A 17,229-nucleotide genomic window follows, 5' to 3' on the forward strand; every position below is an offset into this window, starting at 1 on the left:
CCTGTCCGCGATCTATGAGACAACGTTCGGATATCGGTAAGCGGCCGATCGTGTTTCGGACATGTGAACCGAAATCCATTGCGGTATGTCCGTTTTGACGGTCTGTCGGCTCACGTGTCAAGCGCGACCAGGTGTCAATCTTTGCAATTTTTCCTCAAAATATTGCCGGTAGGGAGATCCCTATGTCTTCCGCCCTTGACGCGCGTTGAACACTTTGGCGAAAGTTCCCCCAAACCACAGAACCTGCCGGTATCTGTGCTGCGCTCAACTCTCCAACCCCCCGGGGGAAGTACACACATGACCAGTCCAGTCGCCTTGGACCCCGAGCTCGAGTCGAACGCCGAGCCTGTCAAGGCCGAGCAGAAGCTCGAGGGTCGTTCTCCCGGCCAGTTGATGTGGCAGCGCTTCAAGCGCGACCGTACCGGGGTCATCAGTGCCTGGGTAGTGATTTTCTACTTCGTCGTGGCCCTCGCGGCGCCGCTGCTGACCAAGATCAGCGGGACCAACCCGTACTCGCTGTACGGCCAGGATCCGGCCTATCAGGACAAGCCGATCCTGGACGAGTTCGGGCTCCCGCTCGGCTACTTCGGCGGCATTTCCGGGGACCACTGGTTCGGTGTGGAGCCGCAGTTCGGCCGTGACCTGTTCGCCATGCTGATGTACGGCATGCGGACCTCGCTGTTCATGGCGCTCGGCGTGACGGTCCTGCTGATGGTCACGGGCGTGATCATCGGTCTGCTCGGCGGCTACTTCGGCGGCAGGGTGGACTACTGGCTGGGCCGGGTCACGGACTTCTTCCTCGCGTTCCCGCAGCAGCTGTTCTTCATCGCCTTCATGCCCGTGGTCACCTCGTTCTTCGTGGACCCGCGTGAGGAGACGCCCACCTACTTCCGGGCGCTGGCGATCCTGATCGTGCTCTGGGTGCTCGGCTGGATGGGCATGGCCCGCATCGTGCGGTCCGTCGTACTGTCGCTGCGCGACCGGGAGTTCGTCGAGGCCGCCATGGTCTCCGGTGCCTCGCCCTGGCGGATCGTCCGCAAGGAGATCCTGCCGAACGTGGTGACGCCGATCCTGGTCCAGTTCACGTACCAGCTGCCCAGCACCATCCTCACCATCGCGTTCCTGTCCTTTGCGGGTGTCGGTTTCGTCGAGCCGACCCCCGACTGGGGCCGGTTGTTCGCCGCGGGTGCCAACTACACCCAGCAGGACCCGGCGTTCATCTTCTTCCCGGGCATCGCGCTGGTGATCTTCGTCCTGGCCTTCAACCTCCTCGGAGACTCGGTCCGGGACGCCTTCGACCCCAAGTCCGGGCGGTAACCGTCCATTGGTGGGGGGTGACTGCCGCCCCCGCGTCGGCCTACCAGCCGCGTCAGGCAGTACTCATGGATAACAACCGACAGGTAGGTGCATTCGCCACATGAAGTCGTTCACCTCGCGCAGAGCGCGTGGCATCGTGGTCGCCATAGCGGCCGGCTCACTCGCGCTCACCGGCTGCTCCGAGAACAAGGGCTCGAACTCCGGCGCCGACTCCAAGAAGGACCAGAAGGAAGCGGCCACCCAGTCGAAGGCGGTCACCTACGCCGACGCCGCCGCCTCCACCGGTCCCGCCCCGGACGTCGCCGGCGCCAAGAGCGGCGGCACCATCCAGGTCTACCAGGAGTCGGGCCTCACGCACCTTGACCCGGGCCAGATCTACGTCTCCGACGCCGGCCAGGTCGCCAACCTGCTCTTCCGTCGTCTGACGCAGTTCAAAGAGGACGACAAGGGCAACGTCACGATCGTGGGTGACCTCGCCACCGACTCGGGCAAGTCCTCCGACGGCGGCAAGACCTGGACGTTCACGCTGAAGAGCGGTGTCAAGGACGCCAACGGCAGCGCGATCACGTCCAAGGACATCCGCCACACCGTCGAGCGCCAGTACGCGAAGTTCATCTTCGACGGCCCGCCCTACCTGCAGCAGTGGCTGGCCGGCAAGAAGTACGCCGCCGACTACCGCAAGCTGCTGCCGGGCGGCGGTTTCGACGGCAAGCACCTGCCTGCCTCGGTCCTCGACACGCCGGACGACAAGACCGTCGTCTTCCACTTCGACCAGGCGCGTCCCGACCTGCCGCAGACGCTGGCCATGGCCGGCTACGCGGTCGTGCCGGAGAAGACCGACACGAAGGAGAAGTACGACACGGCCCCGGTCGCCACGGGTCCGTACAAGATCGCGTCGTACAAGGCCGGCAAGTCCCTGGTGCTCGCGAAGAACGCGAACTGGGACCCGAAGACCGACTCCGTGCGTCACCAGTACGTCAACAGCTTCGACTTCCAGTTCGGCATCACCGAGTCGACCCAGACCAAGCGTCTGATCTCCGACCAGGGTGGCGACAAGAACGCCATCCAGTTCACCGGCGGCGTCGAGTCCACCCAGATCCAGGACGTCATCGGCAACCCGGCGGTCAACAAGCGCACCATCAAGGGCTACCAGCCCTACGTGATGTCCCTGACCTTCAACCTCGACCGGGTCAAGGACCTCAAGGTCCGCCAGGCCGTCACCTACGCGGTCAACTCCAAGTCCCTCATCGCCGGTGAGGGTGGCGTGTACGGCGGCGACGTGGCCCCGAACTACTTCGCCCCGACCCTGCCCGGCTACGAGGCGAAGTACGACCCGTACGGCCGTCTGAAGACGCCGCAGGGCAACATCGCCAAGGCCAAGGAGATCCTCAAGGGCGTCCCGGACTCCGAGAAGACCCTGGTCTACGCCTACAACAACAACGAGCCCGGCCAGAAGCGCAAGGTCGCCATCGAGGACGCGCTGACCTCGGCGGGCTTCAAGGTCGTCTCCAAGGAAGTCGACTCCGCGAGCTACTACGAGCAGATCGGCAAGCTCGACAACCCGTACGACATCTACATCACGGGCTGGGGCCAGGACTGGCCGTCCGCCGCCACGGTCATCACGCCGGTCTACGACGGTTCGCTCGTCTCCGACGGTTCGCCGAACTACTCGCACGTCAAGGACCCCAAGGTCGACGCCCTCATCCAGAAGGCGCTGACCCAGCAGCCCACCGAGGCCGCCGCGACCTGGAAGGAAGCGCAGCACTACCTGCTGGAGAAGATCCTCCCCGGTGCTCCGCTGTGGTACACGAAGAGCTTCCAGCTCAGCGGTTCCAACGTCGGTGGCGCCCGCTACAGCAGCGTGTCCAGCCTCATCGACATGACCCGTCTGTACCTGAAGTCGTAACTCTCTACGGCTGATCGCGGGGGCGCGCACCAGGCGGAGCGCGCCCCCGCACCTCCGTGAAACCTTCCACCGTCTCCGCAGAGAGCAGCCCTCCCGCCATGTTTCAGTTCATCCTCCGGCGCACGGTCGGTGCCCTTGTCACCCTCTTCCTCATCGGCGCCGCCACGTTCTTCCTGTTCGTCGCCGCGCCCTCCGACTACGCCTCCCTGGCCTGTGGCAAGGACTGCTCTCCCCAGAGACTGTCGGACATCCGCGAGGCGCTCGGCCTCAACCTGCCCATCGCCCAGCAGTTCTGGGACTTCATGTCCGGCATCGTGACCGGCCGTGACTTCCCCCAGGGCCACTGCAGCGCCCCTTGCCTCGGTGTCTCCTTCAACCAGGGGGACATGGTCTGGTCCACGATCATGGACCGCTTCCCGACGACCCTGACCCTCACCGCGGGCGGTGCCGTCGTCTTCCTGGTCGTGGGTGTGGGCGCCGGCATGGTCGCCGCCTACCGGCGGGGATCGATGATCGACAAGGTCGCCACCGGCGCGTCCATGGTGCTCAGCTCGTTCCAGATCTACTTCCTCGGCCCCATCGTCCTGTGGGTCCTCGTCTACAGCACCGGTCTGATGGAGAGCCCCAGGTACATCCCGATCACCGAGGACCCGTGGGGCTGGTTCGTCGGCATGCTGCTGCCGGTCCTGGTGATGGCCACCATCTTCACCGCCCAGTACACCCGTATGGCGCGCTCCTCGATGATCGAGCAGCTCGCCGAGGAGCACGTGCGCACCGCCCGGGCCAAGGGCATGTCGAAGCCGTACGTCTTCTTCCGCTACGCCTGGCGCGGCTCGCTCATCCCGATCGTCACCGTCCTCGGCATCGACATCAGCTCCATGCTCGGCGGTGCCGTCGTCACCGAGATCACCTTCTCCCTCCAGGGCGTGGGCCGTCTCGCCGTCCAGGGCGCGCAGACCAAGGACCTCCCGCTGACCATGGGCGTCATGCTGTTCGGTGCCTTCTTCATCCTGATCATCAACATCCTCACGGACATCGCGTACGCCCTCATCGACCCGCGCGTCCGCCTCTCCTAGGAAGAACGAACCCCCGTGACCACACTGACCAAGACCGAGGACGCTCCGGCCCCTTCCGGCTCGGACAAGTTCCTCTCAGTGCGCGATCTGAAGGTGCAGTTCTCCACCGAGGACGGCATCGTCAAGGCCGTCGACGGCCTGTCCTTCGACGTCGAGCGCGGCAAGACCCTGGGCATCGTCGGCGAGTCCGGCTCCGGCAAGTCCGTCACCAACCTCACGATCCTGGGCCTGCACAACCCGCGCACCTCCACCGTCGACGGCGAGATCGTCCTGGACGGCAAGGAACTCGTCACCGCCACCGAGCGCGAGCTGGAGCAGCTCCGCGGCAACAAGATGGCGATGATCTTCCAGGACCCGCTGACCGCGCTGTCGCCGTTCTACACGGTGGGCCGCCAGCTGTCCGAGCCGTTCATGAAGCACCGCGGCGCCTCCAAGAAGGAGGCGAAGGACCGGGCGATCCAGATGCTGGAGAAGGTCGGTATCCCGCAGCCCAAGACGCGCTTCGACGACTACCCGCACCAGTTCTCCGGCGGTATGCGCCAGCGCGCGATGATCGCCATGGCGCTGATGTGCGACCCCGAGCTGCTGATCGCCGACGAGCCGACCACCGCGCTGGACGTCACCGTGCAGGCCCAGATCCTGGACCTGCTCAAGGATCTCCAGCAGGAGTTCGGCTCCGCGATCATCTTCATCACCCACGATCTGGGCGTCATCTCCAACATGGCCGACGACCTCCTGGTGATGTACGCCGGCCGGGCCGTGGAGCGCGGCAGCGTGCGCGAGGTCATGCGCGCGCCCCGCCACCCCTACACCTGGGGTCTGCTCAGCTCGATGCCGCGTCTCGACAGCGACGTCAACGAGGAACTGGTGCCGATCCCCGGCTCCCCGCCCTCCCTGCTCAACCCGCCCTCGGGCTGCCCCTTCCACCCGCGGTGCACCTTCAAGGACCAGGTGCCCGGCACGCTGTGCACCGACTCCCGGCCGCCGCTGGGTGAGGGCCGTGCCTCCGCGTGCCACCTGACGGCGGAGCAGAAGCAGACCATCTTCATCGACAAGATCCAGCCCCGGCTGCGCTAGGGAGAACCGAGACATGAGCGACAACCTCACCCTCCCCGCACAGCAGGGCTCAGCCGACACCACCGTGCCCGAGACCCTGCTGAAGGTCGAAGGGCTGACCAAGCACTTCCCGATCTACGGCGGCTTCCCGATCAGACGGAAAGTCGGCGCTGTGCAGGCCGTGGACGGCATCGACCTCTCGGTCGGTGTCGCCGAAAGCGTCGGCCTGGTCGGCGAGTCCGGCTGCGGCAAGTCGACGACGGGCCGGCTCATCACGCGGCTCCTGGAGCCCACGGCCGGCAAGATCACCTACTCGGGCAATGACATCACCCACGCCTCGCGCAGGCAGCTGGCGCCGGTGCGGTCCGAGATCCAGATGATCTTCCAGGACCCGTACTCCTCGCTCAACCCGCGCCAGACCGTCGGCACGATCATCAAGTCGCCGATGGAGGTCAACGGGATCGATCCCGAGGGCGGCCGGGAGAAGAAGGTCCGGGAGCTCCTCGAGCTCGTCGGCCTGAACCCGGAGCACTACAACCGCTTCCCGCACGAGTTCTCCGGCGGTCAGCGCCAGCGCATCGGCGTGGCCCGCGCGCTCGCCCTGAACCCCAAGCTGATCGTGGCCGACGAGCCGGTCTCGGCGCTGGACGTGTCCATCCAGGCGCAGGTGGTCAACCTGCTCAAGAAGGTCCAGGACGAGCTCGGCATCGCCTTCCTGTTCATCGCCCACGACCTGGCCGTCGTACGGCACTTCTCGCAGCGCGTCGCGGTGATGTACCTCGGCAAGATCGTCGAGGTCGGCGACCGGGACTCGATCTACAACCGGCCGCGGCACCCGTACACCCATGCCCTGCTCTCCGCCGTCCCCGAGGTCGACATCGACGGCGACGGCGAGGGCCGGGAGCGGATCCGGCTGTACGGTGACGTGCCCTCGCCGATCCACCCGCCGTCCGGCTGCCGTTTCCGCACTCGGTGCTGGAAGGCGCAGGACAAGTGCGCGAGCGAGGAGCCGCCGCTGGTCCAGATCTCCGGGAACCGGGGCGGTCACCTGACGGCCTGCCACTTCCCGGAGGACCCGACCACGGAGGCCCGCGACGAGGACGTCGTCCTGGACCCGGCGCTGAAGGCCCTGGAGGATGCGGCGTCCCAGGAGGCACCGGTCAAGGACTGACGACTCCCGCACACCCGTACACCCCACGCCCGGGGGCAGAGGCAAACTACCTCCGCCCCCGGTCGTCGTACGCCCGGGGCCCCCGGGCTCCGGGGTTCCGAACTCCCGGCCTCCGAACTCCCGGCCTCCGAACTCCCGGCCTCCGAACTCCCGGCCTCCGAACTCCCGGCCTCCGAACTCCCGGCCTCCGAACTCCCGGCCTCCGGGCTCTGGCCCCCGGCCCCCGGCCCCGGCCTCCCGGCCCCGGCCTCCCGGCCCCCGGCCCTCGACTCCCGGCCCTCGCCTCCCGGCCCCGGCCTCCCCGCACCCGTACCCCACCCACGCCCCCAAAGGCCTACCCAGGCGTGCGAAGTGTCTCCGTTGATCCGATATTGGCCGGTAACGGATCAGTCTTGAGGAGGCACTCCATGCGTGGAGCCACGCACGCCACATGGGCCGCTTGCGCGGTCGCGGTAGCTCTCGCGGTGACGGCCTGCGGTGGTGGGGACAGCGGTAGTGACAGCGGTGGCAGCGCCGACGGCGGCGCCGTGCTGAGCTCCTCCTGGGGCGACCCGCAGAACCCGCTGGAGCCGGCCAACACCAACGAGGTGCAGGGCGGCAAGGTCCTCGACATGATCTTCCGCAGCCTGAAGAAGTACAACCCGGAGACCGGCAAGGCCGAGGACATGCTCGCCGAGAAGATCGACACGAGCGACTCGCAGAACTTCACGATCACCGTCAAGGACGGCTGGACCTTCAGCAACGGCGAGAAGGTCACCGCCCAGTCCTTCGTGGACGCCTGGAACTACGGGGCCTCGCTCAAGAACAACCAGAAGAACGCGTACTTCTTCGGCTACATCGACGGCTACGACAAGACGCACCCCGACGACGGCAGCAAGCAGTCCGCCGACACCCTCTCCGGGCTGAAGGTGACCGGCACGAGGACCTTCACCGTCAAGCTCAACCAGAAGTTCTCGACCTTCCCCGACACCCTCGGCTACCCGGCCTACGCCCCGCTCCCGCAGGCCTTCTTCAGCGACCACGCGGCCTGGCTGAAGAAGCCGGTCGGCAACGGGCCGTACACCATCGAGTCGTACACCAAGGGCTCGCAGATGGCCCTGAAGAAGTGGGACGGCTACCCCGGCCCCGACAAGGCCCAGAACGGCGGGGTGACCCTCAAGGTCTACACCGACAACAACACCGCCTACACCGACCTCATGGCAGGCAACCTCGACCTCGTCGACGACGTCCCGGCCGCCCAGCTCAAGAACGTCAAGAACGACCTCGGCGGCCGCTACATCAACACCCCGGCCGGCATCATCCAGACCCTCGCCTTCCCGTTCTACGACAAGAAGTGGAACAAGGCCGGGATGGAGAAGGTCCGCACGGGCCTGTCCCGGGCGATCGACCGCGAGCAGATCACCGAGACGATCTTCCAGAAGACCCGTACCCCCGCCACCGACTGGACCTCCCCGGTCCTCGGCAAGGAGGGCGGCTTCCAGGACGGACTGTGCGGAGACGCCTGCGACTACGACCCCGCCGCGGCCAAGAAGCTCGTCAAGGAGGGCGGCGGACTCCCCGGCGGCCAGATCAAGATCACGTACAACGCGGACACCGGCTCCCACAAGCAGTGGATCGACGCCGTCTGCAACTCCATCAACAACGCGCTCGACAACGACAAGGCCTGCGTCGGCAACCCCGTCGGCACCTTCGCCGACTTCCGCAGCCAGATCACCGCGAAGAAGATGAGCGGCCCCTTCCGGGCGGGCTGGCAGATGGACTACCCGCTCATCCAGAACTTCCTCCAGCCGCTCTACTACACCAACGCCTCCTCCAACGACGGCAAGTGGTCCAACAAGGACTTCGACAAGCTCGTCAACGAGGCCAACGCCGAGACCGACACCGGCACGGCCATCGAGAAGTTCCAGCAGGCCGAGAAGGTCGTACGGGACAACATGGCCGCCATCCCGCTCTGGTACCAGAACGGCAGCGCCGGCTACTCGGAGCGGCTCTCGAACGTGAAGCTCAACCCGTTCAGCGTCCCCGTCTACAACGAGATCAAGGCCGGCTGACCCCGCCATGGGACGGTACGTCCTCCGGCGGCTGCTCCAGATGGTCCCGGTGTTCATCGGGTCTACCCTGCTGATCTTCCTCATGGTGAACGTGATGGGCGACCCCATCGCGGGCCTGTGCGGCGACAAGCAGTGCGACGCGGCGACGACCGCCCAGCTCAAGAAGGAGTTCGGCCTCGACAAGCCGGTCTGGCAGCAGTACCTGACCTACATGGGGCACGTCTTCACCGGCGACTTCGGCACCGCCTTCAACGGCCAGAAGGTCACCGAGCTGATGGCGACGGCGTTCCCCGTGACCATCCGGCTGACGATCGTCGCAATCCTCATCGAGATCGTCATCGGCATCACCCTGGGCGTGATCACCGGACTCAAGCGCGGCCGTCCCGTCGACACCTCGGTCCTTCTGCTCACCCTCGTCGTGATCTCCGTCCCCACCTTCGTCACCGGTCTGCTGCTCCAGCTGCTCCTCGGCGTCGAGTGGGGCTGGATCAAACCCTCGGTGTCCACGGACGCCACATTCGGCGAGCTGCTCGTGCCGGGCCTGGTCCTCGCGTCCGTGTCACTGGCGTACGTGACCCGGCTGACCCGCACGTCCATCGCGGAGAACAGGCGCTCCGACTACGTCCGTACGGCGGTGGCGAAGGGCCTGCCCAGACGGCGGGTCATCGTCAGGCATCTGCTGCGCAACTCGCTCATCCCCGTCGTCACCTTCATCGGCACCGACATCGGCGCCCTGATGGGCGGTGCGATCGTCACCGAGCGCATCTTCAACATCCACGGCGTCGGCTACCAGCTCTACCAGGGCATCCTGCGCCAGAACACCCAGACCGTGGTCGGCTTCGTCACCGTCCTCGTCCTGGTGTTCCTGGTGGCCAACCTGCTCGTCGACCTCCTGTACGCCGTCCTCGACCCCAGGATCCGCTATGCCTGAACCCCAGGAACAAGAGGGAGCCATCGCCGGGACCGGAGCGGGCGGTGCGATGGACCTCGCGGTGAGCGAGGCGACCACCCTGGAGAAGGGCCCCGACGGCACCGGCCCTCAGGACAGACCCCGCTCCCTGTGGTCCGACGCCTGGCGCGACCTGCGCCGCAACCCCGTCTTCATCATCTCCGCCCTGGTGATCCTCTTCCTGGTCGTCATCTCCCTGTGGCCGTCGCTGATCGCCTCCCAGAACCCGCTGAAGTGCGACCTGTCGAAGGCCCAGGAAGGCTCGCAGCCGGGGCATCCCTTCGGCTACGACGGCCAGGGCTGCGACGTCTACACGCGCACGGTGTACGGCGCCCGTACGTCGGTGACGGTCGGCGTCTGCGCCACGCTGGGGGTCGCGATCCTCGGGTCGGTTCTCGGCGGCCTCGCCGGGTTCTTCGGAGGCTTCTCGGACTCGATTCTGTCCCGCACCACCGACATCTTCTTCGCGATCCCGGTGATCCTCGGCGGCCTGGTGCTCCTGTCGGTCGTCACGAGCAGCACGGTGTGGCCGGTCATCGGGTTCATGGTGCTGCTGGGCTGGCCGCAGATCTCCCGTATCGCGCGCGGCTCGGTCATCACCGCCAAACAGAACGACTACGTGCAGGCGGCCAGGGCGCTGGGCGCCTCCAACTCCCGCCTGCTGCTGCGCCACATCACCCCGAACGCGGTCGCTCCGGTGATCGTGGTGGCGACCATCGCGCTGGGCACGTACATCTCGCTGGAGGCGACCCTGTCGTACCTCGGCGTGGGCCTGAAGCCCCCCACCGTCAGCTGGGGCATCGACATCTCCGCGGCCTCCGCCTACATCCGCAACGCCCCCCACATGCTCCTGTGGCCCGCCGGAGCCCTCGCGATCACGGTCCTCGCCTTCATCATGCTCGGCGACGCGGTCCGCGACGCCCTCGACCCGAAACTGAGGTGAGGGGAGGTGACGGCGACCGCAGGGACGAGCACGGCAGAGCCGGCCTTCACGGAGGGGCGTCATACCGGCGAGGGGCTGTCCGGCTCAGCGGTGCTGTCCGCGAGGCGGGCGGGTGGCGGGGGCGGGGGCCTTGCGGTCGCGGCGCGTCCGGCGGGCGTGCTCCGGGGGCGCGGGGTCCACTGCGGTCGCGTTCTGTCGGCAGGGGGCGCCTTGTCCGCCTTGCGCACGCGTGGGCTCGTCCGGCCCGGCGGTGCTGTCCGCGAGGCGAGCGGTTGTGGTGCTCCGGCGCGGCGCGCGAGGAGGCCGGGCTCACGCCGGTGCTGCGTTGGCGGCGCGGGGTCTCGTGCGGGCGGACGGCGAGCGGGCGGGCGTCTCGTGGTCGATGTGCGGTGTGTCCGGGGTGGTCATCGGAGGTCTTGTCGCCCGCCATGCCACGCGCATCACGCCCCCGCCCCTGCTGCCCCCATCACGCCGCCCGTCCTGCCCCGCCCTCGCACCACCTCGCTGTTCCTCCCCGTTCCCCCACCCCCCCCGGCGCCCCTCGCGACGCCCCGACCCGAAGCCGAGGTGAGTCGTCGTGCTGCTCGAAGTGCGTGATCTGCACGTGGAGTTCAGGACCAGGGACGGGGTGGCCAAGGCGGTCAACGGGGTCGACTACGGGGTGGACGCGGGGGAGACGCTCGCGGTGCTAGGGGAGTCCGGGTCGGGGAAGTCGGTGACCGCGCAGGCGATCATGGGGATCCTCGACATGCCTCCCGGCAAGATCACCGGGGGCGAGATCGTCTTCCGGGGACAGGACCTGCTGAAGCTGAAGGAGGACGAGCGGCGCAAGGTCCGTGGCGCCGAGATGGCGATGATCTTCCAGGACGCGCTGTCCTCCCTCAACCCCGTGCTCTCCGTGGGCGACCAGCTCGGCGAGATGTTCGTCGTGCACCGGGGGATGTCGAAGAAGGACGCGCGGGCCAAGGCCGTCGAGCTGATGGACCGGGTGCGCATCCCGGCCGCCAGGGAACGCGTGAAGGACTACCCGCACCAGTTCTCCGGCGGCATGCGCCAACGCATCATGATCGCGATGGCACTGGCCCTGGAACCCGCGCTGATCATCGCCGACGAACCCACCACCGCGCTCGACGTCACCGTCCAGGCCCAGGTGATGGACCTGCTCGCCGAACTCCAGCGCGAGTACCACATGGGGCTCATCCTCATCACCCACGACCTCGGTGTCGTCGCGGACGTGGCCGACCGGATCGCCGTCATGTACGCCGGACGGATCGTCGAACAGGCTCCCGTCCACGACATCTACAAGGCACCGGCCCACCCCTACACGCGCGGACTGCTCGATTCCATCCCTCGTCTCGACCAGAAGGGCCAGGAGCTGTACGCGATCAAGGGACTGCCGCCCAACTTGATGAACATCCCGTCGGGTTGCGCGTTCAATCCCCGCTGCCCGATGGCACGGGACGTGTGCCGCACCGACGTACCGCCTCTGTACGACGTTGACGACAGACGCACGAGCGCCTGTCACTTCTGGACGGAGTGCCTCAATGGTTGAGCCGATCCTGGAAGTGGGTGGACTGGTCAAGCACTACCCGTTGACCCGGGGCATTCTGTTCAAGAAACAGGTCGGTGCCGTCAAGGCCGTGGACGGTGTGGACTTCACGCTGCACAAGGGAGAGACCCTCGGCATCGTCGGGGAGTCCGGCTGCGGCAAGTCGACCGTCGCCAAGATGCTCGTCAATCTCGAGCGCCCGACGCAAGGGTTGATCAAGTACAAGGGCGAGGACATCACCAAGCTCTCCGGCAAGGCGCTCAAGGCGGTCCGCCGCAACATCCAGATGGTCTTCCAGGACCCGTACACCTCGCTCAACCCCCGTATGACGGTCGGCGACATCATCGGGGAGCCGTACGACATCCACCCCGAGGTGGCCCCCAAGGGCGACCGGCGCAGAAAGGTCCAGGACCTGCTGGACGTCGTCGGCCTCAACCCCGAGTACATCAACCGCTATCCGCACCAGTTCTCCGGCGGCCAGCGCCAGCGCATCGGCATCGCGAGGGGGCTGGCCCTGCGCCCGGAGGTCATCGTCGCCGACGAACCGGTCTCCGCCCTCGACGTCTCCGTCCAGGCCCAGGTGATCAACCTCCTCGACCGGCTCCAGAGCGAGTTCGAGCTGTCGTACCTCTTCATCGCGCACGACCTGTCGATCGTCCGGCACATCTCGGACCGGGTCGGGGTGATGTACCTCGGGCGGATCGTGGAGATCGGCCGGGACGAGGAGATCTACGACCATCCGACGCACCCCTACACCCAGGCGCTGCTGTCCGCCGTGCCGGTGCCCGACCCGGAGGCCCGCGAACACCGCGAGCGGATCATCCTCACCGGCGACGTCCCGTCCCCGACGAACATCCCGTCCGGGTGCCGTTTCCGCACCCGCTGCTGGAAGGCCCGGGAGCGCTGCGCGCTGGAGGTCCCGCTGCTGGCGGTGCCCGCGGAGTTCCGGTTCGCGGGCGGGCCGGCGGCACACGACTCGGCGTGCCACTTCGCGGAGGAGAAGCAGGTCGTCCCGGCCGAGGCACCGGAGTAACACGGCGGCAACTTGGCCGACCCGGTTCCGATATACGGACGCGTCAGGCTCTACGACGTACGGCCGTGCGGGTGCCGTAAGCGGGTCGGGACGCGCCATGTCGTCCCGGCCCGCTGCTGTTCCTGCGCTCCTACGCCATCCCCAACGACCGCTTCAGGAAGTCCAGCTGAAGCCGCAGCAGGTTCTCCGCGACCGTCTCCTGCGGGGTCATGTGGGTCACGCCGGACAGCGGCAGCACCTCGTGCGGGCGGCCCGCGGCCAGCAGGGCCGAGGACAGGCGCAGGGAGTGGGCGACCACCACGTTGTCGTCCGCGAGGCCGTGGATGATCATCATCGGGCGGTGCGGCTCGGCCGCGTCGACCAGGCCCTCGTCGTCGACCAGCGAGTTGCGGCGGTAGACCTCCGGCTGCTCGTCCGGGTGGCCGAGGTAGCGCTCCTGGTAGTGGGTGTCGTACAGGCGGAGGTCGGTGACCGGGGCGCCGACCACGGCCGCGTGGAAGACGTCCGGGCGGCGCAGCACCGCGAGGGCCGCGAGATAGCCGCCGAAGGACCAGCCGCGGATCCCGACCCGGGAGAGGTCCAGCGGGAAGTCCGCGGCGAGCGCCTGGAGCGCGTCGGCCTGGTCCTGGAGGACCACCTCCGCGAGGTCGTCGCGGATTGCCTTCTCCCAGGCGGGGGAGCGGCCCGGGGTGCCCCTGCCGTCCGCCACGACCACCGCGAAGCCCTGGTCGGCGAACCACTGCGAGGTCAGGTGGGCGTTGTGCGCGGCGACCACCCGCTGCCCGTGCGGACCCCCGTACGGGTCCAGCAAAACCGGAAGGGGGCTGTCACCGGCGTAGTCCTGCGGCATAAGCACGGCGCACGGAATCCTCCGTGCGCCCCCTTCGATCAGCGTCACGCGCGGGGTCAAACCGGGGTCTTCCGCGTACGACGTGACGGTCGCCGTCTCCTTGCCGTCCCGCAGGACCCGCGCGCGGGTGCCCGGCCGGTCGAGGGTCGCCGACACCAACACGGTCACGCCCCCGGCGCGCACCGCCGAGTGCACGCCGGGTTCCTGTGACAGGCGCTCCATTCCGAGCTCGTTCACCCGGTAGACGTGCACCTGGCCGGTCTGAGGAGACTCGGCCTCCGGGCCGGCCGACGCGGAGACCAGCACGTCGTGCGCGGTGACGTCCAGCACCGCGCGGACATGCAACTGCGGTCCGGTCAAAGGGCGTTCACCGACCGCCAGTACCCGCGCGCCGCCCTCGTCCGCGATCCGCACGAGCTGTCCCGAAGGGCTCCAGCAGGGAACCCCGGGGAAAAGATCCAGCCAAGTTGGATCTTCGTCCGCGTGCACCATCCGGGTCGCGCCGGACTCCGGGTGCACCGCCAGATACAGCTGGCTGCGCTGGTCGCGCGCCTGTACGAGCAGCAGTGGAGCACCCGCCGCTGACCAGTGCACATGGGCCAGATACGGATAGCGCTTCCGGTCCCAGGAGACCTCCGTGCGCGTCCCGTCCAGATCGATCACGAACAGTCGTACGTCCGCGTTGGCGGTGCCCGCGGCCGGGTACGGGACGTGCTGTGGGTCACGCTCCGGGTGGGCCGGGTCGGAGATCCACCAGCGCCGCACCGGCGTGTCGTCCACGCGCGCGACCAGCAGCCGGTCCGACTGCGGCGACCACCAGAAGCCCCGCGTGCGGCCCATCTCCTCGGCCGCGATGAACTCCGCGAGACCGTAGGTGACGTGGTCCGACTCCGGAGCGGCAAGCGCCCGGTCGTCCTCGCCCTCGGCGCCCACGACCCGCAGGGAGCCCTGGGCGACGTACGCGATGTGCCGTCCGTCGGGGGCCGGACGGGGGTCGATCACCGGCCCGGCGACGGCCAGTTCACGTGCCGTGCCGACCCGCAGTTCCGCCGTGAAAAGCCGCCCTGACAACGCGAAAGAGGCCAACTCGACGGCCGCGTCGGTGGCGTAGCCGACGATGCCGGTACCGCCCTCGCGGCTGCGTTCGCGGCGCGCCCGCTCCTGGGGCGGGAGGCGCTCCTCGGCGCCGCCGAGGAGGGCGCGCGGGTCGGCCGCCACGCGCTCCCCGCCGTCCGCCGTGTCGAGCACCCACAGCGAATTGGCCCGGTTCGTGCCGGAGCCCGAGCGCAGGAACACGACACGCGACCCGTCGGGCGCCACGGAGAACGCGCGCGGCGCGCCGAGCGTGAAGCGCTGGGTACGGGCGTGCCGGCGGGGAAAGGAGTCAGCCTCGGTCGTCATGCCCCGACCATATTGGCCATGCGCCCCCTTGTGCGGCCGTGCGCCGACGGATGCGCAGGCCCGGATAGTTATGATCACTACCGCATAGTGGGTATGAACCTGCTGGCTGACGTATGGATTTATCTGCCCCCCTGGTCCGACCCCCCGCGCTCTTGGGATCTTTGGAGGTGAACCGCCGTGGCACTCTCGATTTCGGCGGTGGTGCTGCTGGCGATCATCGTCTTCTTGTTGGTCAAGAAGTCGGGACTGAAGGGCGGGCACGCCGTGGTGTGCATCCTGCTCGGCTTCTATCTCGCCGCCTCTTCGATCGCACCGACGATCAGTGAGGTGACGACCAACATCGCGGGCATGATCGGCAGCATCAAGTTCTGACCCGACCGCCACGACCCGACGGCGACGACCCGGCCGCGCGGGACTGTCGGTGGCTCCTCGTAGGCTGGGGCCATGACGGAACAGCCCGCTCGGCGTCTGCTCCTGGTGCACGCGCACCCGGACGACGAGTCGATCAACAACGGCGCGACCATGGCCAGGTACGCGGCCGAGGGCGCCCGGGTGACCCTGGTCACCTGCACCCTCGGCGAACTCGGCGAGGTCATCCCGCCCGGGCTGCGGCACCTGACCGGCGCCGCCCTGGCCGAGCACCGGCGGGGCGAGCTCGCCGAGGCCCTGCGCGCACTCGGCGTCGAGGACTCCCGCCTGCTCGGCGGCGCCGGGCGCTACCGGGACTCCGGAATGATGGGCCTCCCGGACAACGACGACCCGGCCTGCTTCTGGCGGGCCGACGTCGACGAGGCGGCCCGTCATCTCGTCGAGGTGATCCTGGAGGTGCGCCCCCAGGTCCTCGTCACCTACGACGACCACGGCGGGTACGGCCACCCCGACCACATCCAGGCCCACCGCGTCGCCATGCGCGCCGTCGAGCTCGCCGCCGGCGCCGGGTGGCGGATCCCGAAGGTCTACTGGAACCGGGTACCCCGCACGGTCGGCGAGCATGCCTTCGCGCAGCTCCACGCCGACCTGCCGGGCCTCCCCTTCGCCAAGGCCGCCGTCCTCGACGACGTACCGGGCGTGGTGGACGACGAGCGCGTCACCACGGAGATCGACGGCACGGCGTACGCCACCGCCAAGAGCGCCGCGATGGCCGCGCACGCGACCCAGATCGACGTGTCGGGAGCCTACTTCGCGCTCTCCAACGAACTCGTGCAACCCCTCTTCACCACCGAGTACTACGAATTGGTGAGAGGGGAACGCGGGACCACGAAGGAGACCGATCTGTTCTCCGGGATCGAGTTGTCCGGGATCGAGTTGTCCGGGATCGAGTTGTCCGGGATCGAGTTCTCCGGGATCGAGGACGCGTCATGAGCGACCGCGCGCCGATGCTGGCCCAGCCCCTGCAGCGCCCTTCCGCCGGACGGGCCGCCGCCTACCTCGGCCTCTTCGTGCTCGGGGCGGTGGTGGGGCTCGCCGGGGCGCTGGTGCAGGGGGGCTGGTTCCCGGGCGGACTGCTGCTCGCGCTGCTCGGCGAGGCCGGACTGCTGCTCGGCGGGGCCCGCGCCACCGGCAGCCGTGCCGGAGCCGTCGCACCGGCGGGCGGCTGGATGGTCGCCGTCGTCTTTCTCACCACCAGCCGTCCGGAAGGCGACTTCGTCTTCGCGGCGGGAAGCGGCTCCTATCTCTTCCTGCTCGGCGGCATGGCTGTTGCTGTGATCTGCGCCACCCTTGGACAGGGGCGGCAACCGGGCGGCGATGCCGTCCGACTTGGCAAGTGACGTACCACTTCTCCACATCGCGCGCGTGCGAGTCCCGTGTGGGTTTCACCAGCGGTCGTGGGATACAGGCCAGAAGTGGCCAGTATGGTGGTGCGCGCCGCCGGCGCCCGAAGCAGTGAGGTCGAAACGGGCGGCGGAGCCAACCGGGAGAACCTGCC

14 protein-coding genes are annotated in these 17,229 nt (G+C 68.1%); 13 read left to right on the top strand and 1 reads right to left on the bottom strand.

Annotation, left to right across the window (positions count from 1 at the left end):
- Window positions 1-297 precede the first annotated feature (297 nt).
- The 10 genes from ACZ39I_RS13525 (at window position 298) to ACZ39I_RS13570 (ending at window position 13,051) form a co-directional block, all read left to right on the top strand.
- Window positions 298-1,317 (top strand): ABC transporter permease, encoded by a 1,020-nt coding sequence (locus tag ACZ39I_RS13525; RefSeq protein ID WP_467244638.1) that lies wholly within the window; start codon window positions 298-300, stop codon window positions 1,315-1,317.
- Between the two features lie 100 nt (window positions 1,318-1,417).
- Window positions 1,418-3,223, top strand: a complete 1,806-nt coding sequence (locus tag ACZ39I_RS13530) for an ABC transporter substrate-binding protein (RefSeq protein ID WP_467244639.1) — start codon at window positions 1,418-1,420, stop codon at window positions 3,221-3,223.
- Window positions 3,224-3,321: 98 nt separating this feature from the next.
- Window positions 3,322-4,299 carry an ABC transporter permease gene (locus tag ACZ39I_RS13535; protein ID WP_352390348.1) on the top strand — a complete coding sequence of 326 codons (978 nt, stop codon included), beginning with the start codon at window positions 3,322-3,324 and terminating at the stop codon, window positions 4,297-4,299.
- Between the two features lie 15 nt (window positions 4,300-4,314).
- A complete protein-coding gene (locus ACZ39I_RS13540; RefSeq protein WP_467244640.1) occupies window positions 4,315-5,376 on the top strand; it encodes an ABC transporter ATP-binding protein in 1,062 nt (353 codons plus the stop codon).
- A 13-nt stretch (window positions 5,377-5,389) separates the two neighbouring features.
- Window positions 5,390-6,526, top strand: a complete 1,137-nt coding sequence (locus ACZ39I_RS13545) for an ABC transporter ATP-binding protein (RefSeq protein ID WP_467244641.1) — start codon at window positions 5,390-5,392, stop codon at window positions 6,524-6,526.
- A gap of 407 nt (window positions 6,527-6,933) precedes the next feature.
- Window positions 6,934-8,577 carry a peptide ABC transporter substrate-binding protein gene (locus ACZ39I_RS13550; protein ID WP_467244642.1) on the top strand — a complete coding sequence of 548 codons (1,644 nt, stop codon included), beginning with the start codon at window positions 6,934-6,936 and terminating at the stop codon, window positions 8,575-8,577.
- A 7-nt stretch (window positions 8,578-8,584) separates the two neighbouring features.
- Window positions 8,585-9,508, top strand: a complete 924-nt coding sequence (locus ACZ39I_RS13555; protein WP_467244643.1) for an ABC transporter permease — start codon at window positions 8,585-8,587, stop codon at window positions 9,506-9,508.
- The gene (locus tag ACZ39I_RS13560; protein ID WP_467244644.1) at window positions 9,501-10,469 is read left to right on the top strand and encodes an ABC transporter permease; all 969 of its coding nucleotides are present in this window, start codon (window positions 9,501-9,503) and stop codon (window positions 10,467-10,469) included. Before ACZ39I_RS13555 ends, ACZ39I_RS13560 begins: the two co-directional genes overlap by 8 nt.
- 577 nt (window positions 10,470-11,046) lie before the next feature.
- A complete protein-coding gene (locus ACZ39I_RS13565; protein WP_467244645.1) occupies window positions 11,047-12,021 on the top strand; it encodes an ABC transporter ATP-binding protein in 975 nt (324 codons plus the stop codon).
- Complete coding sequence (locus tag ACZ39I_RS13570; RefSeq protein ID WP_467244646.1) at window positions 12,014-13,051, top strand: ABC transporter ATP-binding protein; 1,038 nt, start codon at window positions 12,014-12,016, stop codon at window positions 13,049-13,051. The genes ACZ39I_RS13565 and ACZ39I_RS13570 overlap by 8 nt, the downstream gene beginning before the upstream one ends.
- A 130-nt stretch (window positions 13,052-13,181) precedes the next feature.
- Here ACZ39I_RS13570 and ACZ39I_RS13575 read toward each other — a convergent pair whose 3' ends face one another.
- Window positions 13,182-15,302 (bottom strand): S9 family peptidase, encoded by a 2,121-nt coding sequence (locus ACZ39I_RS13575; RefSeq protein WP_467244647.1) that lies wholly within the window; start codon window positions 15,300-15,302, stop codon window positions 13,182-13,184.
- 177 nt (window positions 15,303-15,479) lie between these two features.
- On the opposite strand from ACZ39I_RS13575, the gene ACZ39I_RS13580 reads away from it, so the two are divergent.
- The 3 genes from ACZ39I_RS13580 to ACZ39I_RS13590 all read left to right on the top strand — a co-directional run bounded on the left by ACZ39I_RS13580 (window position 15,480) and on the right by ACZ39I_RS13590 (window position 17,071).
- Entirely contained in the window at window positions 15,480-15,674 is a 195-nt protein-coding gene (locus ACZ39I_RS13580) for a hypothetical protein (RefSeq protein WP_389993777.1), read from the top strand.
- Between the two features lie 72 nt (window positions 15,675-15,746).
- Window positions 15,747-16,664: an N-acetyl-1-D-myo-inositol-2-amino-2-deoxy-alpha-D-glucopyranoside deacetylase gene (gene mshB / locus ACZ39I_RS13585; RefSeq protein ID WP_467244648.1), complete on the top strand. Its 918-nt coding sequence runs from the start codon at window positions 15,747-15,749 to the stop codon at window positions 16,662-16,664.
- The gene (locus ACZ39I_RS13590) at window positions 16,661-17,071 is read left to right on the top strand and encodes a DUF6113 family protein (protein WP_467244649.1); all 411 of its coding nucleotides are present in this window, start codon (window positions 16,661-16,663) and stop codon (window positions 17,069-17,071) included. Before mshB ends, ACZ39I_RS13590 begins: the two co-directional genes overlap by 4 nt.
- Window positions 17,072-17,229 lie beyond the last annotated feature (158 nt).

The organism is Streptomyces sp. NPDC024687 (genome assembly GCF_055559055.1).